21 protein-coding genes are annotated in these 26149 nt (G+C 68.5%); 9 read left to right on the top strand and 12 right to left on the bottom strand.

What is annotated here, in order from left to right; translation table 11 throughout:
• Positions 1-82: 82 nt before the first annotated feature.
• Genes OQ968_RS03245 through OQ968_RS03235 form a run of 3 tightly spaced genes read left to right on the top strand, consistent with a single transcriptional unit; the run spans position 83 to position 2765 of the window.
• Positions 83-415 carry a hypothetical protein gene (locus tag OQ968_RS03245; RefSeq protein WP_324674565.1) on the top strand — a complete coding sequence of 111 codons (333 nt, stop codon included), beginning with the start codon at positions 83-85 and terminating at the stop codon, positions 413-415.
• Positions 412-2085, top strand: coding sequence for an alpha/beta hydrolase (locus tag OQ968_RS03240; protein WP_324674563.1), 1674 nt, complete (start codon positions 412-414; stop codon positions 2083-2085). The genes OQ968_RS03245 and OQ968_RS03240 overlap by 4 nt, the downstream gene beginning before the upstream one ends.
• 2 nt (positions 2086-2087) lie before the next feature.
• A complete protein-coding gene (locus tag OQ968_RS03235; RefSeq protein WP_420715812.1) occupies positions 2088-2765 on the top strand; it encodes an LppA family lipoprotein in 678 nt (225 codons plus the stop codon).
• A 73-nt stretch (positions 2766-2838) separates the two neighbouring features.
• Here the strand turns inward: OQ968_RS03235 and OQ968_RS03230 are convergent, their stop codons facing one another.
• Positions 2839-4002: a sulfotransferase gene (locus OQ968_RS03230; protein ID WP_324674559.1), complete on the bottom strand. Its 1164-nt coding sequence runs from the start codon at positions 4000-4002 to the stop codon at positions 2839-2841.
• Positions 3999-5375, bottom strand: a complete 1377-nt coding sequence (locus OQ968_RS03225; RefSeq protein WP_420715811.1) for a cytochrome P450 — start codon at positions 5373-5375, stop codon at positions 3999-4001. The genes OQ968_RS03230 and OQ968_RS03225 overlap by 4 nt, the downstream gene beginning before the upstream one ends.
• 183 nt (positions 5376-5558) lie before the next feature.
• On the opposite strand from OQ968_RS03225, the gene OQ968_RS03220 reads away from it, so the two are divergent.
• Positions 5559-6704, top strand: coding sequence for an LLM class flavin-dependent oxidoreductase (locus tag OQ968_RS03220; protein ID WP_420715810.1), 1146 nt, complete (start codon positions 5559-5561; stop codon positions 6702-6704).
• 81 nt (positions 6705-6785) lie between these two features.
• Here OQ968_RS03220 and OQ968_RS03215 read toward each other — a convergent pair whose 3' ends face one another.
• Genes OQ968_RS03215 through OQ968_RS03190 form a run of 6 tightly spaced genes read right to left on the bottom strand, consistent with a single transcriptional unit; the run spans position 6786 to position 14685 of the window.
• A complete protein-coding gene (locus tag OQ968_RS03215) occupies positions 6786-8774 on the bottom strand; it encodes a VWA domain-containing protein (protein WP_324674557.1) in 1989 nt (662 codons plus the stop codon).
• Positions 8767-10152, bottom strand: a complete 1386-nt coding sequence (locus tag OQ968_RS03210) for an ATP-binding protein (RefSeq protein WP_324674555.1) — start codon at positions 10150-10152, stop codon at positions 8767-8769. The genes OQ968_RS03215 and OQ968_RS03210 overlap by 8 nt, the downstream gene beginning before the upstream one ends.
• A gap of 41 nt (positions 10153-10193) precedes the next feature.
• Positions 10194-11765 carry a bifunctional phosphoribosylaminoimidazolecarboxamide formyltransferase/IMP cyclohydrolase gene (gene purH / locus OQ968_RS03205; RefSeq protein WP_324675061.1) on the bottom strand — a complete coding sequence of 524 codons (1572 nt, stop codon included), beginning with the start codon at positions 11763-11765 and terminating at the stop codon, positions 10194-10196.
• A gap of 8 nt (positions 11766-11773) precedes the next feature.
• Positions 11774-12403 (bottom strand): phosphoribosylglycinamide formyltransferase, encoded by a 630-nt coding sequence (gene purN, locus OQ968_RS03200; protein ID WP_324674553.1) that lies wholly within the window; start codon positions 12401-12403, stop codon positions 11774-11776.
• 44 nt (positions 12404-12447) lie between these two features.
• On the bottom strand, positions 12448-13779 hold the full coding sequence (locus OQ968_RS03195; RefSeq protein WP_324674552.1) for a DUF6350 family protein: 1332 nt from the start codon (positions 13777-13779) through the stop codon (positions 12448-12450).
• 39 nt (positions 13780-13818) lie between these two features.
• Entirely contained in the window at positions 13819-14685 is an 867-nt protein-coding gene (locus tag OQ968_RS03190) for a DUF5336 domain-containing protein (protein ID WP_324674551.1), read from the bottom strand.
• 242 nt (positions 14686-14927) lie between these two features.
• Here OQ968_RS03190 and OQ968_RS03185 point away from each other — a divergent pair, with 242 nt between their 5' ends.
• On the top strand, positions 14928-15776 hold the full coding sequence (locus tag OQ968_RS03185; RefSeq protein ID WP_324674550.1) for an LLM class F420-dependent oxidoreductase: 849 nt from the start codon (positions 14928-14930) through the stop codon (positions 15774-15776).
• A gap of 55 nt (positions 15777-15831) precedes the next feature.
• Here OQ968_RS03185 and OQ968_RS03180 read toward each other — a convergent pair whose 3' ends face one another.
• The 3 genes from OQ968_RS03180 to sucC are packed head-to-tail and all read right to left on the bottom strand — an operon-like array spanning position 15832 to position 19458.
• Complete coding sequence (locus tag OQ968_RS03180; protein WP_324674549.1) at positions 15832-17361, bottom strand: acetyl-CoA acetyltransferase; 1530 nt, start codon at positions 17359-17361, stop codon at positions 15832-15834.
• A gap of 15 nt (positions 17362-17376) precedes the next feature.
• Positions 17377-18279 (bottom strand): succinate--CoA ligase subunit alpha, encoded by a 903-nt coding sequence (gene sucD, locus OQ968_RS03175; RefSeq protein WP_324674548.1) that lies wholly within the window; start codon positions 18277-18279, stop codon positions 17377-17379.
• Positions 18280-18294: 15 nt separating this feature from the next.
• Complete coding sequence (gene sucC, locus OQ968_RS03170; protein WP_324674546.1) at positions 18295-19458, bottom strand: ADP-forming succinate--CoA ligase subunit beta; 1164 nt, start codon at positions 19456-19458, stop codon at positions 18295-18297.
• 321 nt (positions 19459-19779) lie between these two features.
• Here sucC and OQ968_RS03165 point away from each other — a divergent pair, with 321 nt between their 5' ends.
• Together OQ968_RS03165 and OQ968_RS03160 are read left to right on the top strand one after the other, a co-directional pair.
• On the top strand, positions 19780-20826 hold the full coding sequence (locus OQ968_RS03165; RefSeq protein WP_324674544.1) for a M23 family metallopeptidase: 1047 nt from the start codon (positions 19780-19782) through the stop codon (positions 20824-20826).
• A gap of 1 nt (position 20827) precedes the next feature.
• A complete protein-coding gene (locus OQ968_RS03160) occupies positions 20828-21415 on the top strand; it encodes a hypothetical protein (RefSeq protein WP_324674542.1) in 588 nt (195 codons plus the stop codon).
• On the opposite strand, the gene pcrA is transcribed toward OQ968_RS03160, so the two are convergent.
• A complete protein-coding gene (gene pcrA / locus OQ968_RS03155) occupies positions 21412-23736 on the bottom strand; it encodes a DNA helicase PcrA (protein WP_324674539.1) in 2325 nt (774 codons plus the stop codon). The two genes, OQ968_RS03160 and pcrA, sit on opposite strands and share 4 nt — an antisense overlap.
• Positions 23737-24074: 338 nt before the next feature.
• On the opposite strand from pcrA, the gene OQ968_RS03150 reads away from it, so the two are divergent.
• Entirely contained in the window at positions 24075-24392 is a 318-nt protein-coding gene (locus OQ968_RS03150) for a chorismate mutase (RefSeq protein ID WP_324675059.1), read from the top strand.
• Between the two features lie 78 nt (positions 24393-24470).
• A complete protein-coding gene (gene pgi / locus OQ968_RS03145) occupies positions 24471-26135 on the top strand; it encodes a glucose-6-phosphate isomerase (protein ID WP_324674537.1) in 1665 nt (554 codons plus the stop codon).
• Positions 26136-26149 lie beyond the last annotated feature (14 nt).

Below are 26149 nucleotides of genomic sequence, written 5' to 3'. Positions count from 1 at the left end.
GGGTAACTGGCTCGAGCCCCCGGCTCGTGCAATACTCCGCAGGAGCGAAGCCACAGGATCTCATTCAGGGCGGGGGCGAGTCATGGCCGAGGAATTGCGCGCGCAGCCGGACGTACTGAGCCACGTGGGAACCCAACTCGCCAACCACGGTGAGACATTGCTGGCCGTTCAGCAGGCCTGCCTCGGCGCGGCCGCGGACGCGCAGTCGGGTTGGGTCGGCTCGTCGGCGGGCGCACTATCGGGATTGCTCGACGGTTGGGAGACCGCCGGCACGACCCACATCGGCCGCTTCGGCGAGCATTCGTGTGGCATGCATTTCGCCGCCGTGGAGCTCACCGAGATGGAGCAGCGCACCGCAGCGGCACTGGCCGAGGTCGGCACCACCGCCGATGGGGACGCTGCGCGCGGCGTATGACGCTCAGCCTGGCCGACATCGAGCGCTGGGATCCCGCGGCGATCAGGGCGGTCTTCGATGCCGCGATCAAGCGCTCGCACGGCACCCGCACTGCGTCGGCGGCGCTGACCGATACCATGCGGCTCCTGGATTTCGGCGGTGACGCCGCCGAAGCGGCGCACGCGGCGACGCATCGCACCTCGGAAATCCTGGACACGCACGCCGACGCCTGCGAGGCCGTCGCTCGCGCCGCCGAGAAATCGGCCGATCAGGTTGCGGCAATCAAGGTGCGGCTCAACGCGATTCGCGACGATGCGCGCGCTCATCACCTGACGATCGACGACACGACCGGCCTCGCGTTGCCGCCCCCGGACTTGTCGTCGTACTCCGCCGCCGATCAAAAGGACATCCTCGACGCCGCGCTGCGGGTGAACGCGAACATCAAACGGCTTTTGGCCGACGCCGAGACCGCCGACGAGGATCTGGCGGCGGCGATTCGCGGCGCCGACGGCGACCTGTCCTCCCAGCAGGTAGATACTCAGATCAGCCACGAGCCACCCAAGATGCCGCACGTGCCACCGCCGAACAGCGATCCCGACGCGGTCAAGCAGTGGTGGCATTCGTTGACCCCGGGGCAGCAGGACCGGGTCAAGGAATGGTTCCCGAACTCGATCCGCAGCCTCGACGGGATTCCCACCGACGTTCGCAGCGAACTCAACATGCCAGTCCTGCAACGCGAGCTGCGGCGGCTACAGCAGGGCTGGCTGGACGGAAATGGCGTGTGGCACACCGACGCCGCCAAGCTGGCGGACTTGCAGGCGTTACAGGACACACTCAGTAAGCACCCTGGAACCAGCCTGATCCTGCTCGACACCACCAGCAACCCCAACAAGGTGCTGGCCGCGGTGGGGATCGGGGACGTCGACAACGCCGAGCGGGTCGGGGTGACGGTGGGCGGCCTGAACACCCGGGTCAGCTCCAGCGTGGACGCGATGGTGCGCGAAGCCGAAACCCAGCGCGCCAAGGCGAGCGACCTGCGCAGGTTCGCGGGCACACCGAACTACGACTCGGTGGCGTCGGTCGCGTGGCTGGGCTACGACGCTCCCGACAACCCGATAGACGTCGCCATGGACCGGCTCGCCCACCAGGGCGCGGGACCGCTCAACCATTTCTACAAGGGCCTGGCCGCGGCAAGCAATGTCTCGGACCAGCACATCACCGCGTTCGGGCATTCCTACGGCTCCCTGGTGACCAGCCTGGCGTTGCAGCAGGGTGCGCCCGTGAGCGATGTCGTGCTGTACGGGTCGCCCGGCACCGAGCTGAGCAATGTCTCGCAGCTGGGTGTTGCGCCGGGGCACGCCTACTACGAGATCGGCGTCAATGACGGTGTGTCCGACGTGATCCCGCAGTTCGGCGCCTTCGGGCCCGCCCCCCAGGATGTTCCCGGCATGACCCCGTTGTCCGTCGACACGGGAACGGCGCCGGGCGGCAGCCTGGGCGACGGTATGCTGCACGAGCGTGCCTATGGACACTCCGAATACGCCCGCGACGGCAGCAACGGCCAGCTCCGAATGAGCGGCTACAACCTGGCCGCGGTCCTGGCCGGGCTGCCCGACGACCTTGTCGAGGCGCAGCCGCCCCCGCTCCTGATCCCGCCGGGTCAGGAGCCGATCATCGTCGCGGGGCCGTAGAAATGCGGTGCGGCACTTCCTCGTTGGCGCGGGGGGCGCTCACCGTCGCCGTGGTGACGGCGACGCTGTCCGCGGCATGCGCCAAGCCGACGACGTTCAACCCGTACGCCAATCCGGGGCGCAGCGAGCTGGATCGGCTGCAGAAGATCGTCAACGACCGGCCCGACCTGGAGACCGTCGAGGGGCAGTTGGCCGACCTCGACGCCAAGATTCGGGCGACCGTCGCCAAATACTCGCCACAGACCAGGTTTTCGAGCACCGCGATCGCTCATCCGACGAACGGCTGCAAAGACCCGTTCGTCCGCACCATCGGTCGCCAGGAGCAGAGCGACCACTTCTTCGGCGAGCCGGGCCCCTCCCCCGCGCAGTGGCCGCAGATCACCACCGACCTGGCGCCGCTGTTCTCCGCGGCCGGGTTTCACCAGAGCGATTCGACGCCCGGCCAGCCGCCGCGGCCGCCGGGCGCGGACAACGACTCACAAACCCGCGACGACGGCGCCTCGATCGAGTTGGTGAACCACGGCACCCTGATCGCCTACTCCTACGACACCGGCTGTCGCCTTCCCGCCGCCTGGCGCAGCGCGCCGCCTCCGCCGGACATGCGGCCGCCGAACGACCCGAACGTGCACTACCCCTACCTGTACGGGCCCCCGGGCGGCCGAACCGTCGACGCCCCCTGAGCAGCGGGTTAGTGCAAAACCGCGTCCGCGATCACATAGACATTCCACGCGGCGACCGGCCCCGACGCACTGGTCATTCCGGGAGGCATGCCGTCAGCGTCGCACCAACGGGATTCGACGCGTCGCCGTAGCCGTACCGGTCAATGACCTCTCCCCAACGCTCGGCGACGGCGGCACGCTGGTCGGCCGTCAGCTCGTAGCTGTTCGTCTCATAGTCCGCGTGGTCGGCGAGATACCGGCGCAGGCGCGGTAGGTATTGCTCGAAGCCGCCCAGCCCCAGGTGCTCGTAGAGTCGGCGCAACTGTCCCTCGGGATCGGCGATCAGATCTTCGTAGCGCAATTCGTAGAAGCGTGCGGGATCGACGAGTTCTCGCCCTTCGTCCAACTTTCGATGCAGATGGAGATAGGTCGACAGAACCTTCTCGTTCAATCCGTCGAACGTCGGCCGCTGCAGGCTGTGTACGCGGGACAACGACTTGAGAAGGTGGAGGCTGGAGGGATAGACGACATAGGGATCTCGGACGATGTGGATGAACCTCGCCCGCGGAAAGACGTCCAGCAGCACCCTTATTCGGAAACTGTGATTCGGGTTTTTCAGGATCACCACCTTGCGACGGCGAAGGTGCACCTGCTGAACGAACCGGTAGAGGATGCGTTTCCACGCCTCCAGTTCTCGCGGGGTCAACTGGTCCAAATCCAGATAACGCTCGTGCTGCGTCGGCCGGTTCGGGAACGCCAGCGTCAGGTACGGGGACGGCTGCCCCTGCATGCACCAGATGAACTCGTCTTCTTGCGGATGGCGCAGGCTCAGGTCCATGTTGTCCATCGCGCGATGCTTCGACACCAGGAATCCCAGCAGTGGCGCTATCCGCTCGGTCAACAGAAAATGTTGCGGTGCAACGCATTCGAAACCCGTGGGACCGGTGTGGCGCTCATCGAGGACCAGCATTTCGTGCAGCAGCGTGGTGCCGGTGCGCCAGTGGCCGACGATGAAGATCGGTGCGTCGGCGACCACCGTTTGGGCCGTCCGCCCGCCGAACAGGATCTTCTGGCACCACCCCAGGAAGGAGTTGACGACGCTGGCGAGCGTGACGAGAACGGCGAAGTGCCAGCGGCTGGGGTGCACGGCAAAACGGTTCCGGATCAGCAGCCGCGCCCATGCCGAGAAGCTGCACCCGATCCACACCGGCGCCGCCCACTCGTGCCACCGGGAACATCGAGACGCAGAAGCGTTCATGGTGCCTGCGGCGCCCTATGCGGTCGCGCGGGGGTGACGGCGACCCGCAGCCGGGTCAGGCCGCGCAGGTTCGCGTTCGTCGTCCACACCGGTGGCTCAACCACATCGATCCGGTCGACGTTGGCGACGATCTCGCGCAGGACGGCCTGGCCCTCCATCCGCGCCAGCTGCGTCCCGGGACAGGAGTGGATGCCGGAGCCGAACGCCAGATGCCCGGCCGGATTGCGGTCGGCGCGAAAGACATCCGGATCGTCGAATTGGCGCGGGTCGCGGTTGGCCGCCCCCCACGCCAGCAGCACCAGCGAGTCCCTCGGGATGACGGCATCACCGACGCGATAGTCGACACGCGCTGTGCGACAGATGCTTTGAACCGGTGAGGAGAAGCGAAGCTGCTCCTCGATCGCCGACGGGATCAGATCTGCGCGTTGCGCGAGGAGCCTGAGCTGATCCGGATGGTCGGCCAGCGTCAGAAACAGGGTGCTGATCAGGTTCGCAGTGGTCTCGTGCCCCGCAACCAGCAACAGCACCGCAGACAAGAACAATTCTGTATCGCTGATCCGGCTGTGCGCGGCATCCGCGGCGAGCTTCCCGAGAATGGTGGAATCCCCCAGCAGCCCGTTGTCGCACCGGTGAGCCAGCAGCTTGCGCAATCGCCGAAATCCGGTGAAGCCGTGCGCAAGCGAAACCAGCCCCGACGCCGACAGATTGGCGTCGGTGATGCGAACCGCTTGGTTGGACAGGCGGCAGAACGCGGTCTCGTCGGGTCCGGTTATGCCGAGAACATGGGTGATGGTGCGCATCGGCATCGGTGCGGCCACGGTGGAAACGACGTCCGCGGGTGTCCGCGCCAGCAGCCCGGAAACCAGTTCCAGGGCAAGTTGGTCGATCATCGGGCGCCAGGATTCCAACGCGCCGCGCGCCATACCCGGCGCCAACTGCTTGCGCATCCCGGTGTGTCTGGGCGGATCGGAGGTGGGGAGGAAGGGCGCCGATCCGCGTGAAAAGGTGACTCCGCGGGCGCTGGACAACGCCTCGTGGTTGCGCGCGGCCTCACGGACGTCTGAGTATCTGCTCAAGATGTAGACGTCGCGCTTGGGGTTGTACCGCACCCGCCCGCCCGCCAGCAGCTCCCGGTAATGCGGATACGGGTCGCGGGCCATCGCGGGGTCCAGCGGGTCGAAGTCCGTGATCTCAACGTGCTTTGGGGCACGGCCGCCGGCCAATCTCGACTGGGCCTTCCTGGCGGCGGTGAGCGCCAGTACCTTTGCCGCCATCGGCGCGCACGCCCGGGCGAGCTGCGCGTCGCGCCGCAGCGTTGCGGTCACGGGTGCGAACCCACCAATGAAACCGGTCGCGTCTTGCGTCGCCGTCATCGGCCCTCGATCCAAGGCAGGATTTGGACAGTGCAACGATACCGGCGCTCATCGCGATAAGTGCGTCGTTAGCCTGTTGTTTACGAATCCTCGTGTCGTCGTTAACAGGGGTCGCCACCGACTCGACGCCTGGCCTGGCGGGGGACCGCTACGATGCTTCAACCACTGCGGAAGGCGACGCGTGTGAATCCGGTCCGAGTCGGGCTGAGCGTTCAGCTCCTCAATTCTCGATACTCCGCGACCGCGCTCGCCCGCGCCAACATGCTGATGGCCACGGCCGGCGGCGTCGACTCCTACTGGGTGGCCGACCACCTGAATTCGCTGTTTCCGCGCTCGATCGCCACGCCGGGCCACCTCGGTGTCGCCACACTCGTCCCGAAGGTCGACGCGCAATTCGAACCGTGGACCATGCTCGGATATCTCGCCTCCCACAACCGCTTTGCGCGTCTGCGCCTTGGCGTCGGCGTTACCGATGCCAATCGCCGTCACCCGGCGGTCACCGCGCAGGCCGCGGCCACGTTGCAGTTGATCACCCGCGGCCGCGCCATCCTGGGCCTCGGCGTGGGAGAACGGGAGGGCAATGAGCCCTACGGAGTGGACTGGACCAAACCCGTTGCGCGCTTTGAAGAGGCGATCGCCACGATCCGTGCGCTGTGGGAATCCGGTGGCGCGCCCGTCTCGCGTGACTCGCCGTATTTCCCGTTGCGTGACGCGGTGTTCGAGCTGCCGCCCTACCGTGGCAACTGGCCCGAGATATGGATCGCCGCCAAGGGACCGCGGATGCTGCGGGCCACCGGGCGCTACGCCGACGCGTGGTTCCCCGGGTTGTTGTCGGGACCCAAGGCCTACGCGTCCGGTCTCGAAGCAGTGCGCACGGCGGCCTCCGACGCCGGGCGCGATCCCGCGTCGATCACGCCGGCAATCTCGGCCTTTGTCATCACCGGACGCAGTCGCGACGACGTCGAGCAGGCCCTGAATTGTGCTGCGGCAAAAGCCTTCGCGCTCATCGCTCCCGGGGAGATGTGGGCCGAGCACGGCGTGCAACATCCACTCGGACATGAGTTCGCCGGCGCCCAGGACCTGATCCCGCAAACGTTAGACCTTCGGACCGTGTTGTCCTACACCAAGGACGTCCCGGTATCGCTGCTCAAAGCCGCCGTTCTGGCCGGGACGCCCGACGAGGTCGTCGACCGGGCCGCGCAATGGCGCGGCCACGGAGTGCGCTACTTCGTCGTCAACAACCTCAGCTACCTGCAGCCGAGCCTGCGGAAGGGCCTCGCTTCCAGCGCACCATTCGTCAGGATTCTGCGCGGCCTCAAGAGGCTGTGAGGTCGAGTTAGTGCGCGCGAGCAGACGCAAAATCGCCCAAATCTTGCGAAATTTGGGTGATTTTGCGTCTGCTCGCGCAACTTACCGGCGGCGCCGCCGGGAGCGCAGGTAGTCGCCCACCACGGCGGCGCCCAGGCCGTCGAGATCGGGCACCACGACGCGTCCCTCGACGCGGCGCGCGACCTGGTCGATGAACCGGGCCAGCCCGGGGTCGCTGCCCAACCGGAAGATGGTGACCTGCGCGCCCAGCCGGGCCATCTCGTCGAACCCGCGCACGGTGTGGGCGATGGTCCGCGGATGCGGCGGATAGTCGAAGAACACGGCGGAAGACCCCTGACCGTCGACGTCCTCCAGGTGGGCGGTCGGCTCGCCGTCGGTCACCACCAGCACGACGGGCTGCGCGTTGGGGTGCCGGCGCAAGTGACGGCCCGCCAGCGCCAGCGCGTGATGCAGGTTGGTGCCCTGCTCGTAGACACCCTCCAGACCTGTCAGCTCGGCCGCGGTCACCGTCCGCGCGTACCGCCCAAACGCGATGATCTGCAACGCATCCGACCGAAACCGGGTGCACACCAGGTGGTTGAGCGCCAGCGCGGTCTGCTTCATCGGCAGCCAGCGATTCTCCATCACCATCGAAAACGAGGTGTCCACCAGCAGCGCCACCGCGGCCTGGGTGCGGGTCTCGGTCTCGGAGACCTCCACGTCGTCGACGCTTATCCGGATCGGGCCGGCCCCGCCCTCCAGGGTCGCGGTCCCCGCCTCGCGCAGCACCGCATTGGTCAGCGTGCGCGAGATGTTCCACGGCTCGGTGTCACCGAATTGCCAGGGCCGGGTCGCGCCGGTCAGCTCGCCGGCCGCGCCGGCACGCCGATGGTCGCGCTCGCCGTGGCGGCCGGAAAGCTGTTGCGCCACATCGCGTAACGCCGTCTCGCCGAGCCTGCGCATGGCCTTGGGCGACAGTCGCCACTGGCCGTCGGAGCCACGATCCAGGAACCCCTGGTTCACCAGCGCGCGTTCCAGTTCGGCCAGCGTCCGGGCGTCGATGGCGGCCTGGTCGCCGAGCTGGCGTGCCAGCGCGTCGAGGTCGACGTCGTCCATGGTGGCGCCCGGGTAACTCTGCGACAACTGCTCGGCCAGCTGCTCGAGCTCGCCGATGTCGGCCAGCGCCTGGGTGCCCTCACCCATGCCCAACGGGTTGTCACCGGAGAACTGCTCGGAGCCGGTCCAGTCCTCCCCCGGCCGGGCGGCCTGCAGATGCGCGTCGAGCCGGTTCAACGCCTGCATCAACGACGGTGAGCCAAAAGCCTGCTGCGCCAAGGCATCCAGCTCGGCGCGCTGCTCGGGGCTGAGGCTGTTGCGGAAGCGCTGCGCGGCGGCGGCGCGCTTGGCCAGCGAGTCCAGCAGCTCCTCGACGTTGCGCGGGTTCTCCGGGAAGAACTCGCCGTGCTTGTCCATGAAGTCCTGGAAGTCCTGTGGCGTGTCCTGACCTCTTGCGTGCTTGTCCAGCAGCTCGTTGAGGTCGTCCAGCATCTCGGTGACGCGCTGGCGATCCTCGTCGGTGGCGCCCTCCAGCGCTTGCTTCATCCCCGCGAAGCGCTGGTCCAGCATCTCGCGGCCCAGCAAATCCTTGATCCGCTCGTACTTTTCGCGCGCCTCGGCGCTGCGCCAGTTGTAGTCGGAGAGCTCCTGCACGGCCTTGGCCGGCGAGGCGGGCAGCGAGTCCAGCTGCAGTTCGCCGAAGCGGGCGTCGTCGTCCAGCGCGCGGGCCAGTTCCTTGCGTTCGGCCAGCACGGCCTCGTCGAGCAGCTTCTTGATCTCCTGCAGCGTGCCGTCCAAGTTGTTGCGGCGCAACAGGTCCCGCCGCCTGCGGTTGGCGTCGGCCGCGAGCCGGTCGGCGCCGGGCATGTTGTTGGTGCCGCGGCGCAGCAGCTCGGACAGCGCCCGGCGCGGCGAGGTGCCTCCCATAACGTCCTGCCCGATCTGTTCGAGCGCCTCGCGCAGGTCCACCGGCGGGGCCAGCGGGTCGGGTCCGCCGGTGTACGCCGAGTAGCGCGACGAATGGCCCCTAGCCATAGACGGTTTGGCCCTCCCCGGACACCTTGTCGATCCGCTTGGCCAGGTACAGGGCTTCCAGCGCGAGCTCCAGCGCCGCTGCGCGCTCGCCCTCGGATTCGGCGCCCAGCTTTTTGGCGATCTTGTCGACGACGGGCAGCCCCGGCACCGCGGCCAGCACGTCCTTGGCCGACACCCGCTCGCCCGTCGTCACCGCCGAACCGGCCTCGACGGCGGCCACCAGGGAGCCGACGTCGACGCCGCCGAGCACCCGCGACGCGGTGTCGGCGGTCGCCCGGCGCAGCAGGTGTTCGAGCACCGCCTGCTCGCGGCCCTCCTCGCCGGACTCGAATTCCAGCTTGCCGCGCAGCACGTCGATCACCGTGCCCAGGTCGACCACGCGGGCCACCGGGTCGGTCTCGCCCAGCACCGCGCCGCGATGCCGGGCCGCGGCCGCGACGGTCTCGGCCGCCGCGATGGCAAACCGCGCCGACACCCCCGAGCGCTGGTCGACCGAACTGGACTCGCGCAGGTACCGGGCGAACCGGGCCAGCACCTGGATCAGGTACTCGGGGACCTGGGCGCTCAGGTGCGCCTCCTGGGCTATCACGCCCATCTCGGCCTCGAGCTCCAGCGGGTAGTGGGTCCGGATCTCGGCGCCGAAGCGGTCCTTGAGCGGGGTGATGATGCGGCCGCGGTTGGTGTAGTCCTCGGGGTTCGCGCTGGCCACCACCAACACGTCCAGCGGCAGGCGCAGCGTGTAGCCGCGGACCTGAATGTCGCGCTCCTCCATCACGTTGAGCATCGACACCTGGATGCGCTCGGCGAGGTCGGGCAGTTCGTTGACCGCCACGATGCCGCGGTGCGCCCGCGGGATCAGCCCGTAGGCGATGGTCTCCGGGTCACCGAGGCTGCGGCCCTCGGCGACCTTGATCGGGTCGATGTCGCCGACCAGGTCCGCGACGCTGGTGTCCGGAGTGGCCAGCTTCTCCGTATAGCGTTCGCTGCGGTGCTTCCACTCCACCGGCAGATCGTCACCGAGCGTGGCGGCCCGCCGGATGGACTCGGGCGTGATCGGCGTGTAGGGGTGCTCGCCGAGTTCGGCCCCGCCGATCACCGGCGTCCACTCGTCGAGCAGCCCGACCAGCGCGCGCAGCAGCCGGGTCTTGCCCTGGCCGCGCTCGCCGAGCAGCACGACGTCATGACCGGCGATCAGCGCCCGTTCCAGCTGCGGGATGACGGTCTCGTCGAAGCCCAGGATGCCGGGCCAGACCTCGTCCCCGTCGGCCAGCGCGGTCAGCAGATTCTCGCGGATTTCCTGCTTCACTCCCCGCTCACGATGGCCTGCGGCACGCAGCTCGCCGACCGTGCGGGGCAGGTTGCTCGGTGATGGCACCACTCCACGCTACGCGTTGCTGGTCCGCGCGCGATGCCTGGTGTTCAGTGAGCGAAGTGGCGCGCGCCGGTGAGGTACACGGTGACACCCGCCTTGGCCGCGGCCTCGGTCACCTCGTCGTCGCGCACCGATCCTCCCGGGTGCACGATCGCCCTCACCCCGGCGGCGGCCAGCGTCTCGAGGCCGTCGGGGAACGGGAAGAACGCATCGGAGGCCGCGACGGCGCCCCGGACCCGATCGCCGCCGCGCGCGACGGCCAGCCGGGCCGCGTCGACACGGTTGACCTGGCCCATCCCGACGCCGATGGTGGCGCCGTCCGCGGCGATCACGATCGCGTTCGACTTGACCGCGCGGCACGCGCGCCACGCAAAGACCAAGTCGGTCAACGTCGCCGGATCGGCCGGTGACCCGGTCGCCAGCGTCCAGTTCGCGGGATTGTCGCCGTGCGCGTCGAGCTCGTCGCGCTGCTGCATCAGCAGCCCGCCGCTGACCGCTCGCAGCTCGGCACCGCCGGTCAGCGGCTCGGAGGCCACCAGCACCCGGACGTTCTTCTTGCGCGTCAGCGCATCGACGGCTCCCGGCGCGTACGCGGGTGCGACGATCACCTCTGTGAAGATGGTGCTGACATATTCCGCCATCTCGACGCTGACTTCGGTGTTCGACGCGATGACTCCCCCGAAGGCGCTCAGCGGATCGCACTCGTGCGCCTTGCGATGCGCGTCCGCGACCGAAATCGACGAGATGGCGATCCCACATGGGTTGGCGTGCTTGATGATTGCCACACACGTCTGCTCGTGGTCGAAGGCCGCCCGCCAGGCCGCGTCGGCGTCGGTGAAGTTGTTGTAGGACATCTCCTTTCCGTGCAGCTGCTCCGCCTGCGCCAGGCCGGGCCAGGCGCCAGGGTCCACGTACAGCGCCGCCTGCTGGTGCGGGTTCTCGCCGTAGCGCAGCATCGCCGAGCGGCGCCAGCCGCGGCCGAACCACTGCGGGAACGCCGTCGGTGGATGCTCGGGCGCCAGCGTCGACTCCATCCAGCTCGCGACGGCGATGTCGTACTCCGCGGTGTGCTGAAAGGCCAGCGACGCCAGCCTTTTGCGCTCGGCGAGCGTGAATCCGCCGTTGCGCACCGCGGCGAGCACCCCGTCGTAGCCCAGCGGGTCGGTGACCACCGCGACGCTGGGATGGTTCTTCGCGGCCGCCCGTACCATCGACGGCCCGCCGATGTCGATCTGCTCGACGCAGTCGTCGATGCCGGCGCCGGAGTCGACGGTCTCGCTGAACGGATACAGGTTGACGACGACCAGTTCGAACGCCGCGATCCCGAGCCGCTCGAGCGCCGCGGCGTGCTCCGGCTTGCGCAGGTCGGCCAGCAGGCCGGCGTGCACCCGCGGATGCAGTGTCTTGACCCGGCCGTCGAGCACTTCGGGAAAGCCGGTCAGTTCCTCGACCGGTGTCACCGGGATGCCCTTGCCGGCAATGGTTTTGGCGGTCGATCCGGTCGAGACGATCTCGACGCCGGCCGCACTGAGACCCTGGGCGAGTTCGATCAGCCCGGTCTTGTCGTAGACGCTGATCAACGCGCGGCGAATCGCCCTTCTTGACTCGTCGTTGCTCACGGGAGTGCTCATCCCAGGGTCGCCTTTCGTCCGGTCCAGGTCACGCCGCGGGTTGCGATCGCGGCCACGACGTCCACCAACAGCTTCCGTTCGGTGACCTTGATGCGTTCGTGCAGTGTCTCCTCGGTGTCGCCGTCGAGCACCGCGACGGATTGCTGCGCCAATATCGGTCCCGTGTCGGTGCCGGCATCCACCAAATGCACCGTACAGCCGGTGACCTTCACGCCATAGGCCAACGCCTCGGCCACCGCGTGCGCACCGGGAAACGCCGGCAGCAGCGCCGGGTGCGTGTTGAGGATGCGGCCGCAGTATCGTGAAAGATACTGTGGCCCAAGTAGTTTCATGAATCCCGCGGATACGACCAGATCCGGCGAGTGCGCGGCGGTGGCTTCGGTGATGGCAGCGTCCCAGGCCTCGCGGCTGGCGTGGTCGCCGAGCCTGACGGTGAAGGTCGGCACCGATGCGGCCTCGGCGATCTCGAGGGCCAGGCAGTCGCGGTCGGCGCCGACGGCGACCACGCGGGCCGGGTAGCCGCCGACGGCGGCGGCGAGCAGCGAGCTCAGCAGCGACCCGGTGCCCGACGCGAGCACCACCAGCCGCGCCGGTGCGCTCGGGGGCACGTGGAGCGGTTGCTGCACATCGGCGAGCCTACTGGGAGTGATGGGCGCCATACGGTTTGCGTCTATTCCTCCGCGTCGCGCTCGGTCGCGTCCTCCTCGGCCGGGGCTGCGGCCGGCTCGTCGCCGCCGACCGACACTTCGGGTTCGGCCGTTGGCTCGTCGGGTTCGGGTTCGGGTTCGGCCGGGGGCTCAGCGGGTTCGGGTTCGGCCGCGACCGCGGGTTCGGGTCGCTTCGGTCGCCGCGGCCGGCGCCGGATCCCGCCGCTCATCACCACCGTGACCCAGCCGACGACCGCGAACCAGAAGAACACGCCGACGACCAGCGCACCCTGGTCCACGCCGACATCGCCGAAGTTGCCCAGCCGGCCGCTGCCGGCGTATGCGACCAGCGACATGACCAGCGCCCCGGCGACGGACGCGACCAGCAGCTTGGCCAGCGCCGGAAGCAGCGGGAGCGGACGCCGCGCGCATTGCTGCCCGACCGCCACACCGGACGCCGCGCCGACGATGAGCAGCGCCACCCACACCGGGCCGAGCGGCGGCCGTGGCACCGCGGCCAGCACCGGCAGCGCGGGGATGTCGCCGCCGAACACGGTGAACGAACTGAACGTCGCGAAGCCGAGGTGGGCGCTGGACCCGACCGCGACCGCCGCGGTGCCGACGATGACGTTGGGCGCATACAACACCGACAGCACCGTGAGGTTGAACTGACCCCAGATCGAATCGGTGATCCCGTAGAGCTCCTGCATCGTCGCCCAGTGCACGACCAGAGACCCGGCAGTCACCATGCCGGACAGGCCGACCAGCGCCAGCACGCCGGCGGCCGCGGCACGCGCGGAATCGCCGAGCCAATCGGGCAGCGGCGACGCCGTCAGCGCCCGTCGGCCCACCCGGGAGAACACGCCGATCGCGGCGCCGATGGCGTGCACCACCAGCACATTGACGAAAGCCCGCAGGGCGCTTGGTGTTTGCAGCTCGGTGATCACCGACGACGCGTCGTGGATCACCGCCAGCGCGATCGCCGCCATCAGCAACGGCCCGCCCAGCGCCGAGGCGAAGACCCAGCGGGCCACGAGCCACGACGAGTGCGGGGAGGTGGCCCGCGCGGTGCTGCGCGCGGTGGCCCAGATCATCAACATGACCGGCAGCAGCGGCAGCACGCCGAGTTCGCGGCCGCCGATCGAGATCGGCACCTGGTGCACGCCGAGCCACATGCTGGCGATGGCGCCCAGCGCGCCGGTCATGTCGCTGTTGGCGATCAGCAACTGCAGCAGCGTGACCGCGGCGATGATGCCCAACGCCACCACGGCCGGGCCGAACGCGACCCTGACGAGGTCACGCGCCTGTCGAGCGCCCGCCGCCCGGTCGTCCGAGCTTTCCGACACCCTTTTCACTCTTGGCGAACGTGCCCGACTAGGCGCGAAGGCGCGCGGTTAGGCCGGCGCCGGCCCAGCCGGTGACGACGGCGACTGCTCCTGGCCCTGGCCGGAGGACTGCTGCTCGCCGGCCGGGTTCGCCCCGCCGCCCTGCGGGGGCGGGCTGAAGCTCGGGAAGCCGGTGGGCGGTGTGGACGACCCCTGCTGCGCCGCGGGCTGGGCGCCCGACGACGCGTTGAATCCGCCGGTCGACGGGTTCGGGATCGCGGCGTTCTGGGTCGGCGCCTGGCTCGACTGATAACCGCCGTACTGCGATCCGTATGGAGCGTGCTGCTGGGCACCGGGCTGGCCGTAATACCCGCCGGGCGGCTGCGCGCCGTACCCGTACTGCCCGTATTGGCCATACTGCGCGTAGGGGTCGTACTTGGGCCGGGGCGTCGGCGCGGTGATGACGCCCGCATCCAACAGGATCACGACGACGGCGGCGATCGCCTGGAAAATGCTGCAGGCCACCAGAGGCCACATCGCCCAGCCGATCGCAAAACCCGACGGCGTGTTGATCGTCTCCGAGATCGCCAGCAAGGCACCCAATGTGGCGATCACACCGACAATGCCCGCATAGCTCTTCGCCTTGGGCAGCAGGCCCAGCCCGGCGAGCAACGCGGCCAGCAACGCGACGAGGACCGCGGTGCCGGCATCACCGGCACGCCCGCCGGCGCCCGGCCCGAGGTCGGCCCCGATGGTGAACGTCGGCCCGAAATTCAGCAGGTACACCGCCAGGCCCAGCACCACCACCGCGATGTTCAGGTACAGCGGAAGGCTGCTCTCCACGTTCTCGTCCTTGGCGAACGACGGTGTGGCGGCTGGGTAGGAGCCGCCGGGTTGCGCTGGTGGATATCCGGGACTACCGGGCGAGTAGGTCATGACTCCTCCTGTTGCTTCCGTGCCTTGAAGGCCTCCGCGGCGCCAGCCTTGCAGTGCGACGCTGTGCTCCCGGCGCGCCGTTCCATAGCCACCGGCCTTGCTGCGCTTTCGGTGCGACGCGATCGATGAACCACGCTAGCGCACGTTCGGGTGCCTTCGCCGGGGCCACCGGAGTGTCGGGGGCGCCCGTCCGCGCGAGGCCCGCTTGCCCCCGCTAGGTAGAACACGTTCTAATCCTGTGCATGGATTACGGCCTTGTGCTTTTCACCAGCGACCGTGGCATCTCCCCGGCGGCGGCCGCCAAGCTCGCCGACGACCACGGCTTCAAGACGTTCTACGTGCCAGAACACACCCACATCCCGATCAAGCGCGAGGCGGCCCACCCGACGACGGGTGACGCGTCGCTGCCCGACGATCGGTACATGCGCACGCTGGACCCGTGGGTGAGTCTGGGCGCGGCGTGCGCGGTCACCTCGCGGGTGCGGCTGTCCACCGCGGTGGCGCTGCCCGTCGAGCATGACCCGATCACGCTGGCGAAAAGCATCGCCACCCTCGACCATCTGTCCGGCGGCCGGGTCAGCCTCGGCGTCGGCTTCGGGTGGAATACCGACGAACTCGCCGACCACAACGTGCCGCCGGGCCGGCGCCGCACCATGTTGCGCGAGTACATCGAGGCGATGCGGGCGCTGTGGACCGAGGAGGAAGCCGCCTACGACGGCGAATTCGTCAAGTTCGGCCCCAGCTGGGCCTGGCCCAAGCCGGTGCAGTCGCACATTCCGGTGCTGGTCGGCGCCGCCGGCAACGAGAAGAACTTCAAGTGGATCGCCCGCAGCGCCGACGGGTGGATCACCACCCCGCGCGACTTCGACATCGACGAGCCGGTGAAGCTGCTACAGGACACCTGGGCGGCCGCCGGCCGCGAGGGCGCGCCGCAGATCGTGGCCCTGGACTTCAAGCCGGTGCCCGACAAGCTGGCGCGTTGGGCCGAGCTCGGGGTCACCGAGGTGCTGTTCGGCATGCCGGACCGCCCCGAAGACGAGATCGCCGCCTACGTCGAGCGGCTGGCCGGCAAGCTGGCCGCCCTGGTGTGACGAGCAGACGCGAAAGCACCCGCACGCCCGGCGTGTCGGGTGCTTTCGCGTCTGCTCAGCGTGGAAAGCAGCGGTTGCCGTAGTCGAAGGAGCGCACCCGGACCTCGCGACCCAACGGGTCGCCGTCGGTCAGCAGCGCGATCAATTCTTCGTCCTCGGTGGTCGACAGGAATCGGGCGCCGTCTTCGGCCAGCCGGCCGACGATGATCCCGGTCAGCCGCCCCGAATCGCGCCGCACGGTGTAGGTCTCGACAGTGGCGGCGCCCTCGGCCTTCTCGGTCACCGCCTGCGTGGGCGATCCGCCGATCTGCGCCTGCAGCGCGGCGCTGCGGTCCGGCTTCCATTCGGTCGGGGTGGTCGAGTAAATGCCGACCGAGTACTTGCTCAGGATGCCGCCGTTGGCACCGACTAGGCCGAATTCTCCTGGCGCGCTTCGCATTCGGGACACAGTCTCGGCGACGCCGTGCATCGAGTAGTTGTTGCCGGCGCCGCCGAAGAAGGGCAGCCCGCCGGTCAGGGTCAGGCCGCGCGGATCGTCGGGCGCGATGCCCATGCCGTCGCAGATGTTGAACACCGGCACCGGGAAGCAGCTGTAGAGGTCGAAGGTGGCGACGTCGTCGACGCCGATGCCGGCCACCCGCAGCGCCTCACGAACCGCCATCACGGCCGACGGCGCGTGCCCCAGGTCCGGGCGTTCCAGCAGCGGCTGCTCCTCGAGGTCGGCGTGGCCGTGCAGGTACACCCAGTTCTCCTCGGGCACGCCCAGCCGCCGCGCGGCCTCGACCGACGTCAGCAACGCGGCCGCGCCCTGGTTGACCTGATCGCGGGCGACCAGCAGCCGCGGGTAGGGCTCCGCGATCATCCGGTTGCTCTCGGTCACGGTGATCAGCTCGTCGACGCTGCGCTCCACCGGCGCGGCGGCGAACGGATTACCGGCGGCCACCTTGGTGAACGGCGCGAACAGCTCGCCCATCCGCCGCAGGTATTCCGTTGGGCCCAGCCCGGTTCCGGCGCGGCGGGCGTTTTCCAGCAGCGCGTACTGCGTCGGCGCGTCGACCAGCCCGTGGACGACCGTGTAGCGCGTGACGAGCCGGTCCAGCCCGTAGCCGCGGTCCTCGAGCGAGCCGTCGACGGTCTCGGAGAAGTCCGGGCGATTCTCGGTCCCGGCGAAGTACCGGGTGGTCGACGTCGCGTCGGAGCCGAAGATCAGCGCGGCTTCCGAACGGCCGGCGGCGATCTCGCCGGCCAGCTCGGTGATCAGATGCTGCGGGCCTTGGCCGCCGACGACCTCGAGGATGGCGCGGGCGGGGTCCGCACCGATCCGGTTGGCCACCGAGCGCGGGTAGTTGTTCGACTTGCCCAGCACCGGCTGGGCCGGCCCGGAGATCTCGAATTGCCTTACGCCCGCGACGGTGTCGATCGTCGCCGCGACCTTGGCGACGTCGGCGCCGCAGTCGTCCAGCGCGGCACGCACTGCGGCCGTGGCCAATTCGACGCCCGACATCGCGCGGTAGTAGGCGTCGTCGATGCGCTCGGCCGCCTGCCCAACACCGACGACGACGGGCGTGCGCGGGTCCAGTGTCACTGTGCGAAACCGTCGTTACAGGCTGGTCAGGATCTCCCGGGCCAGCGCCGCCGTCGCCGACGGGGTCTTGCCGACCTTGACCCCGGCCGCCTCCAGGGCCTCCTTCTTCGCGGCGGCGGTGCCCGAGGAGCCGGACACGATCGCGCCCGCGTGGCCCATCGTCTTGCCTTCTGGCGCAGTGAATCCCGCGACATAGCCGACGACCGGTTTGGACACGTGCGCCTTGATGTAGTCGGCCGCGCGCTCCTCGGCGTCACCGCCGATCTCGCCGATCATCACGATGACCTTGGTGTCGGGATCCTTCTCGAAGGCCTCGATGGCGTCGATGTGGGTGGTGCCGATGATCGGGTCGCCGCCGATGCCGATGGAGGTGGAGAAGCCGAGATCGCGCAGCTCGTACATCATTTGGTAGGTCAGCGTGCCGGACTTGGACACCAGCCCCACCGGTCCCGGGCCGGTGATGTTCGCCGGCGTGATGCCCACCAGCGCCTGGCCCGGGGTGATGATGCCGGGGCAGTTCGGGCCGATGATGCGGGTCTTGGCGCCCTTGTGCAGGTTGTAGGCCCAGGCATATGCGCTGTCCTGCACGGGGATTCCCTCCGTGATGACCACCAGCAGGGGGATCTCGGCGTCGATGGCCTCGATGATGGCGTCCTTGGCGAACTTCGGCGGCACGAAGATGATCGACACGTCGGCGCCGGTCTGTTTCATCGCTTCGGAGACGCTGCCGAACACCGGCAGCTTGATCATCCGGCCGCCCTTGTCCTCGTGCGTGACGGTGGTGCCGGCCTTGCGCGCGTTCACACCGCCGACGATTTGCGTGCCCGCCTTGAGCATTCGGGCCGTGTGCACGGTGGCCTCGCTACCGGTGATGCCCTGGACGATGACCTTGTTGTCTTTGGTCAGGAAGATAGCCATGTTTCAGTGGTCCTTTCAGGCGCTCGCCAGCTCGGCGGCCTTGTCGGCGGCCTCGTCCATCGTCGGCACCAGCGTCACCAGCGGGTGGTTGGCCTCGGCCAGGATGCGCCGGCCCTCGTCGACGTTGTTGCCGTCCAGCCGGACCACCAGCGGCTTGTTCGCCTCGTCGCCCAGGATCTGCAGCGCCTGCACGATCCCGGTCGCCACGGCGTCACACGCCGTGATGCCGCCGAACACGTTTACGAACACGGCCTTGACCTGCTTGTCGCCCAGCACCACGTCCAGGCCCGCGGCCATCACCTCGGCCGAGGCGCCGCCGCCGATGTCCAGGAAGTTGGCCGGCTTGACTCCGCCGTGCTTTTCCCCGGCATAGGCCACGACGTCGAGGGTGGACATCACCAGGCCCGCGCCGTTGCCGATGATGCCGACCTGCCCGTCGAGCTTGACGTAGTTGAGGTCGTGCTCCTTGGCCTTGAGCTCCAGCGGGTCGGTGGCGTCGCGGTCCTCGAACTCGACGTGGCCGGGCTGCCGGAAGTCGGCGTTGGCGTCCAGGGTGACCTTGCCGTCCAGCGCCAAAATCCTGTCGTCCGGCGTGCGCACCAACGGGTTGACCTCCACAAGCGTGGCGTCCTCACCGACGAAGAGCTCCCACAGCTTGGAGATGGTGACCGCGGCGGCGTCGAGCACCTCGGCCGGCAGGTGACCCTGCTCGGCGATGGAACGCGCGGTTGCCAGATCCACGCCCTCGACGGGGTCCACCGGGACCTTGGCCAGCCGGTCGGGCTTGGTCGCCGCGACCTCTTCGATCTCCATGCCGCCCTCCACCGAGCACATGGCCAGGTAGGTGCGGTTGGCGCGGTCGAGCAGGAAGGAGATGTAGTACTCCTCGGCGATGTCGCTGGCCTCGGCGACCAACAGCTTCTTGACGACGTGCCCCTTGATGTCCAGGCCGAGGATGTTCTTGGCGTGCTCGTAGGCGTCTTGCGGTGTCGCGGCGAATTTGACGCCACCGGCCTTGCCCCGCCCGCCGGTTTTGACCTGCGCCTTGACCATCACCGGCCGCCCGATCTCCTCGGCGATGGCCCGCGCGCCCTCAGCGGTGTCCGTCACCCGCCCGGGCGTACTCGGTACGTTGTGTTTGGCGAACAACTCTTTGGCTTGATACTCGAAAAGGTCCATGGGCTCACTGTCTTTGCTCGGCTTGCTGCTAAGGCCAGGCGGCGCCGGATTCGGCAACACGCACGGACGAACTGTATCCACCCACCGAACGGCTGCCATCGCCGCATCCCACTGATGTGGCACAGCTCACGACATACCGCCGGGCCTGAAACGTGATGCGAATCACAATATTGGTCGGGATATTGCCCCGAGGTTGCCAGCTCCGTCCGTTAACCGATACCTTCCTTAGGTCCAGATAACGTTATGGTCACGATACGAGGACATTTCAGCTTGTCCCAGCACCGTTTGGCTCGTTCTTCTGCCGATTTCGGCGTGGTGAGAGTGGGTCGCGCAGCGGGTGGCCGGCGGGCGGAGCCTCACCACAACGAAGTCACCGAGATCCTTCCGCTCGACGGGTTCGACTTCGACGGCCTCGAGTTCGCCGACGACCACGGCGAACTTCTCGACCTGGACTTCAGCAACGACTCGCCCTTCGACAACGAAGCCCGGGTTCTGCTCGCCCCCGAGCTGGACGACCTGCACGACGTGGACGACCTGGGTCCGCTGATGCTTGCCGCCCCGGTCGCGGCGGCGGTCCCGGCGCGACCGGCGCCCGACACCGATGGGCCGGCCCGCTCGAACCCCAGCGACATAACCGACGTCATCGGTGTGATCCGCCGCGGCGGGCAGCACCGCAAACAGCCGACCAGCGCGGCCAGGGGCCGGGTGCTGATCTCGGCGATGGCCGCGGGCGCGGCGGCCGCGGCGGCCCACACCGCGACCAGCCATGCCGACACCCCCAAGACCGAAGCGGTGCTGACCGCCAACGCGTCGGCCCTCACCGGCGGGTCGGCCGGCAACCCGACCCGGGGCGCTCAGGTGATCACCGTCCAGCCCGCCGCCAACGCCGCGGTGCACAACGCGGAGCTCGCCAGGGGGGTCGCGTTCGCCAACGACCGCGCCCAACGCGAGGCGCGGCTGCAGCAGCCGCTCTACGTCATGCCCACGCACGGCATCTTCACCTCGAACTTCGGCTACCGATGGGGTGTCCTGCACGCCGGCATCGACCTGGCCAATTCGATCGGAACGCCGATCGTCGCGGTGTCCGACGGGGTCGTCATCGAGGCCGGGCCGGCCGCCGGCTACGGGGCGCTGGTCAAGCTGCGCCACGCCGACGGCACGGTCACGCTCTACGGCCACGTCAACAGCACGCTGGTCAGCGCCGGCCAGCGGGTGATGGCCGGCGACCAGATCGCCACCATGGGCAACCGGGGCAATTCCACCGGCCCACACCTGCACTTCGAGGTGCTGCAGAACGGCACCGAAAGGATCGACCCGGTGCCGTGGCTGGCCAAGCGCGGCATCAACGTCGGCAACTACGCTGGATGAGGTGACCGCGCCGAACGACCCGCCTCCCGCAGCGCAACTGTCCGAACCGCCGGACCCACCCTCCGAAACACGGACGCGGATCATCCGGCGCGCGCCGACGGGACCGATACCGACGATCCCGGAGCCGTCGACCACTCAGATTCCGCCGCCGGCGGCGTACGCGCGCGTGGGCGCTGGCCTTGCCGCCCCGCTGGCCGTCGAGCCCAACGGCCGGATCGTGGTCGCCGCCTGTGCCGTCAGCATCGTCAGCGGATGGGCCACGTCCGTGGTTGCCACGGATCTGATCGCCGGCTGGTGGAAGTCCGACCGGTTGTTCTGCATCGCGGTCGCGTTCCTGGCCGTGGTGTTCGCGTCGACCACCATTTCCGGCGTGATCATGCTGCTGCAGCACCGGCCGCTGGGGCGCTACCTGATCGCGGCCGGGGCGGTGGTCGCGGTGCTGACCTACGGCGGCGTGTTCATCGCGGGGGCCCACGTCGCGTGGATCGTGTACACGCTGTGGGTGCTGCCGGTCGCCAGCGTGGTGCTGGCGTTTTTCCCGCAGATCAAGGCGCTGGCCGAGCGGATAGCCGCGAGCGTTCGGCGCTAGAGCTTGCTGATCGGGGCGTGGTTGTGCATCAGCTTCACCCGTCCCGAGCTGCCGAAGTCGATCAGCGACATGGCCGATTCGCCGACGCCGGAGACCTCCTCGACCCGGCCCAGCCCGTACTTGTCGTGGGTCACCCGGTCACCGGGCTGCAGCACCAGCAGCGGGCGTTTGCTCGCTCCCGAGCGGGTCGGTGCCGCGCGCGGCGCGCCGAACCGGCCGGCTCCGCTCACCGGCGCGCTGAACGACGGGGCGGGGGCGCTGCGGCGCCAGTCGATGAGCTCCTGCGGGATCTCGCGCAGGAACCGCGACTCCGGGTTGAGCATCGGCTGTCCCCAGGACGACCGCACGATGGCCCGGCTCACGTACAGCCGCTGTCGCGCCCGCGTGATGCCGACGTAGGCCAGCCGCCGCTCCTCGGAGAGCTCGGTGGGATCGTCGAGCGCCCGCATGTGCGGGAACATCCCGTCCTCCCAGCCGGTGACGAACACCACCGGGAACTCCAGACCCTTCGCGGTGTGCAGCGTCATCAGCGTGACCATGCCGGCGCCCTCTTCGGGGATCTCGTCGCTGTCGGAGACCAGCGACACCCGTTCCAGGAACGCCGCCAGCGCACCGGTGTCCGGCACGTCCTCGTCCTCGGGCATCTGCAGGGACTCGTCGAGGGCGGCGGAGTTGGCCTGGTCGATGCTGAATTCGTGTGCGACGCTTACGAGTTCGTTCAGGTTGTCCAGCCGGGCCAACTCCTGCGGGTCGCTCGAGGACTCCAGCTCCCGGCGGTACCCGGTGCGTTCCAGCACCGACTCGACGAGATCGCCGAGGTCGTCGTCGAGGCGGCCCCGTAGCTCGTCGAGCATCTCGACAAAACCCGCGATTGCCTTCTCCGCACGGGTATTCAGCATCGGCACTTTGCCTTCGGCGGCGGCGACCAGCGCGTCGGCGAAGCTGGCGCCGGTGTTCTCCGCGTAGACCGCCACGCAGGCCTCGGCGCGATCACCGATGCCCCGGCGCGGGGTGTTGAGGATGCGCCGCATGCTGACCGCGTCGCCGGGGTTGTCCAGCACCCGCAGGTAGGCCACGATGTCGCGGATCTCCTTGCGCTCGTAAAAGCGCACTCCCCCAACGACTTTGTACGGAATGCCGGCGCGGATGAACACCTCTTCCAGCGACCGCGACGAGTTGTTGGTGCGATAGAAGACGGCGACATCGTTGTAGGTGATCTCGCCGCGGTCGGCGAGCGCGTCGATTTCCTCGGCAACGAACCTGGCCTCGTCGTGTTCATTGTCGGCGACGTAGCCGACGATCGGCTCCCCTTCGCCGGCGTCGGTCCACAGTCGCTTTTCGCGGCGCCCGGAGTTGCGGGCGATCACCGAGTTGGCCGCCGACAGGATGTTCTGCGTCGAGCGGTAATTCTGTTCCAGCAGAATGGTTGTCGCGTCGGGGTAGTCGCGTTCGAAGTCCTCGATGTTGCGGATGGTGGCGCCGCGGAACGCATAGATCGACTGGTCGGCGTCGCCGACGACGCACAACTCGCCGGGTGGGACGCCGTCCACGGTCACGGTGCCCACCAGCTCCCGCACCAGCACGTACTGCGCGTGGTTGGTGTCCTGGTATTCATCGACCAGCACGTGCCGGAACCGCCGCCGGTAGTACTGGGCGATCTCCGGGAAGGCTTGCAGCACCGCCACCGCCTCGCCGATCAGGTCGTCGAAGTCCAGCGCGTTGGCCGCCCGCAGGCGGCGCTGATACTCGCCGTAGACGGAGGCGACGGTGCGGGCCAGGTCGTCGGACTCGTCGGACAGGTTGGCCACGGCCCGGTCCGGGTCGATCAACTCGTTCTTCAGGTTGGAGATGGCGTTGGCCAGCAGCCGCGGCGAATACCGCTTGATGTCGAGCCCCATGTCGCGGCCGATCATCTGCAGCAGGCGCCGCGAATCGTCGGCGTCGTAGATCGAGAAGTTGGAGTTGAGCCCCTTGATCAGGGACGCCTGGTTGCGCAGGATGCGCACGCAGGTCGAGTGAAACGTCGACACCCACATCGCGCGGGCCCGGGGGCCCACCAGCCGCACCACGCGTTCGCGCATCTCGGCGGCGGCCTTGTTGGTGAAGGTGATGGCCAGGATCTGACCGACCCCGACGTCCCGCGCGGCGATCAGGTACGCGATGCGACGCGTCAGCACCGCCGTCTTGCCCGAACCCGCGCCGGCCACGATCAGCAGCGGTGAGCCCTGATGCACCACCGCTTGGCGCTGTTGGGGGTTGAGGTCGTCGAGCAGACGATCCGCTTCGGGAGCGGGCTTGGTATCGGTTGCGTGCACACTCATGTCTGTCCAAACTTACCGCCGCCCGCCGACGCCGGATGGCCGGTTCGGGCGCCGCGGCCGACCTTTTTCGGGCCGGGCCGGCCCGGGTTTGCTGATGGGCGGCCGCGGAAACGGTTTTGCCGGTTTCCGCGGCCACCCGGGTTTTGCAGACGGCCTTTACATCGCGTTTTGCAACGGGTGCGCCTCTCAGTGGCTAGACTCGGTTCCGTGCTCAACGCGCGTCGCCGATTTTTCTACGGGTACCGGCCAGCGGTGCCCGTGGTCTAGCGCTGTCGCAGAGCCCCGTGGTCCGCTTTCCGGATTCGGGGCTCGTCTCTTTTGTGAGGCCTGATTACCGGATGAGACCAGAACCCCCACATCACGAGAACGCGGAGTTTGCAGAGATGAACATGGAAATGCTCGAAACGGAAGAACTCGCCGGCATCGACGAGTTGCGCGCGGAGATCGACCGGCTGGACGCCGAGATCCTCGCGGCGGTGAAGCGGCGCGCCGAAGTGTCACAGGCGATCGGCAAGGTCCGGATGGCCTCCGGCGGCACCCGGCTGGTGCACAGCCGCGAGATGAAGGTCATCGAGCGCTACAGCGAGCTCGGCCCGGACGGCAAGGATCTGGCGATGCTGCTGTTGCGCTTGGGCAGAGGCCGGCTCGGCCACTGATTCCGGTCTGATTCCCGTCTCCGCCGGGGCCGGGCGCGAACCTGGCTGCGTCGCGCCGGGCCGCATTAGGGTCGAACCATGACCTCCCTGCAAACGATCCCGGACATCACCGCCACCCCGGCGTGGGAAGCCCTGCGCAGGCATCACGATCGAATCGGACGAACCCACCTTCGCCAGTTCTTTGCCGACGATCCCGATCGCGGCCGCGACCTCACCGTCGCCGTCGGCGACCTCTACATCGACTACAGCAAACACCGCATCACCCGCGAGACGCTGCGGCTGCTGATCGACCTGGCCCGCACCGCCGGCCTCGAGGAGCGCCGCGACCAGATGTTCTCCGGTGCACACATCAACACCTCGGAGGACCGCGCGGTGCTGCACACCGCGCTGCGGCTGCCCCGGGACGCCGAGCTGGTCGTGGACGGGCAAAACGTCGTCGAGGACGTGCACGCCGTGCTGGATGCGATGGGCGACTTCACCGACCGGCTGCGCAGCGGCGAATGGACCGGGGCCACCGGCAAGCGGATCGGCACGGTGGTCAACATCGGCATCGGCGGTTCGGACCTGGGACCGGTGATGGTCTACCAGGCGCTGCGCCACTATGTGGACGCCGGGATCTCGGCGCGCTTCGTGTCCAACGTCGATCCGGCCGACCTCATCGCGAAGCTGGCCGATTTAGACCCCGCCACAACGCTTTTCATCGTCGCGTCGAAGACGTTCTCCACGCTGGAGACGCTGACCAACGCGACCGCCGCACGCCGCTGGCTGACCGACGCGCTCGGCGACGGGGCGGTGTCAAAGCATTTCGTGGCCGTCTCCACCAACAAGCGCCTGGTCGACGACTTCGGCATCAACACCGACAACATGTTCGGGTTCTGGGACTGGGTCGGCGGCCGCTATTCGGTCGATTCGGCGATCGGCCTGTCGCTGATGGCGGTGATCGGCCGCCAGGCGTTCGCTGACTTCCTGTCCGGATTCCACATTGTGGACCGGCATTTCAAAACCGCACCTTTGGAATCCAATGCGCCTGTGCTGCTTGGGCTTATCGGGCTGTGGTACTCCAACTTCATGGGTGCGCAATCGCGTGCCGTGCTGCCGTATTCCAACGACCTGGCCCGTTTCGCGGCGTACCTGCAGCAGCTGACCATGGAATCCAACGGCAAGTCGACGCGCGCCGACGGCACCCCGGTCACCACCGACACCGGCGAAATCTTTTGGGGCGAACCGGGAACCAACGGCCAACACGCCTTCTACCAATTGCTGCACCAGGGCACCCGATTGGTGCCGGCCGATTTCATCGGCTTCAGCCAGCCGCTCGACGACCTGCCCACCGTCGAAGGCACCGGCAGCATGCACGACCTGTTGATGAGCAACTTCTTCGCCCAGACCCAGGTGCTGGCGTTCGGCAAGACGGCGGAAGAGATCGCCGCCGAGGGCACCCCCGCCGACGTCGTGCCGCACAAGGTGATGCCCGGCAACCGGCCGTCCACCTCGATCCTGGCCGACCGGCTCACCCCGTCGGTGCTCGGCCAGCTGATCGCCCTCTACGAGCATCAGGTGTTCACCGAGGGCGTGATCTGGGGCATCGACTCGTTTGACCAGTGGGGCGTGGAGCTGGGCAAGACGCAGGCCAAGGCGCTGCTCCCGGTGATCACCGGCGACGGCTCGCCCCCGCGGCAGTCGGACAGCTCGACCGACGCGCTGGTGCGCCGCTACCGCACCGAAAGGGGCCGTGCGGGCTGACCTGGCGAGCAGAC

Origin of the sequence: Mycobacterium sp. 663a-19, assembly GCF_035616495.1 — a bacterium.
Classification (GTDB): Bacteria; Actinomycetota; Actinomycetes; order Mycobacteriales; family Mycobacteriaceae; genus Mycobacterium.
Note: the sequence above shows the minus strand (reverse complement) of the source record. Positions and strands in the feature narration are given on the sequence as shown.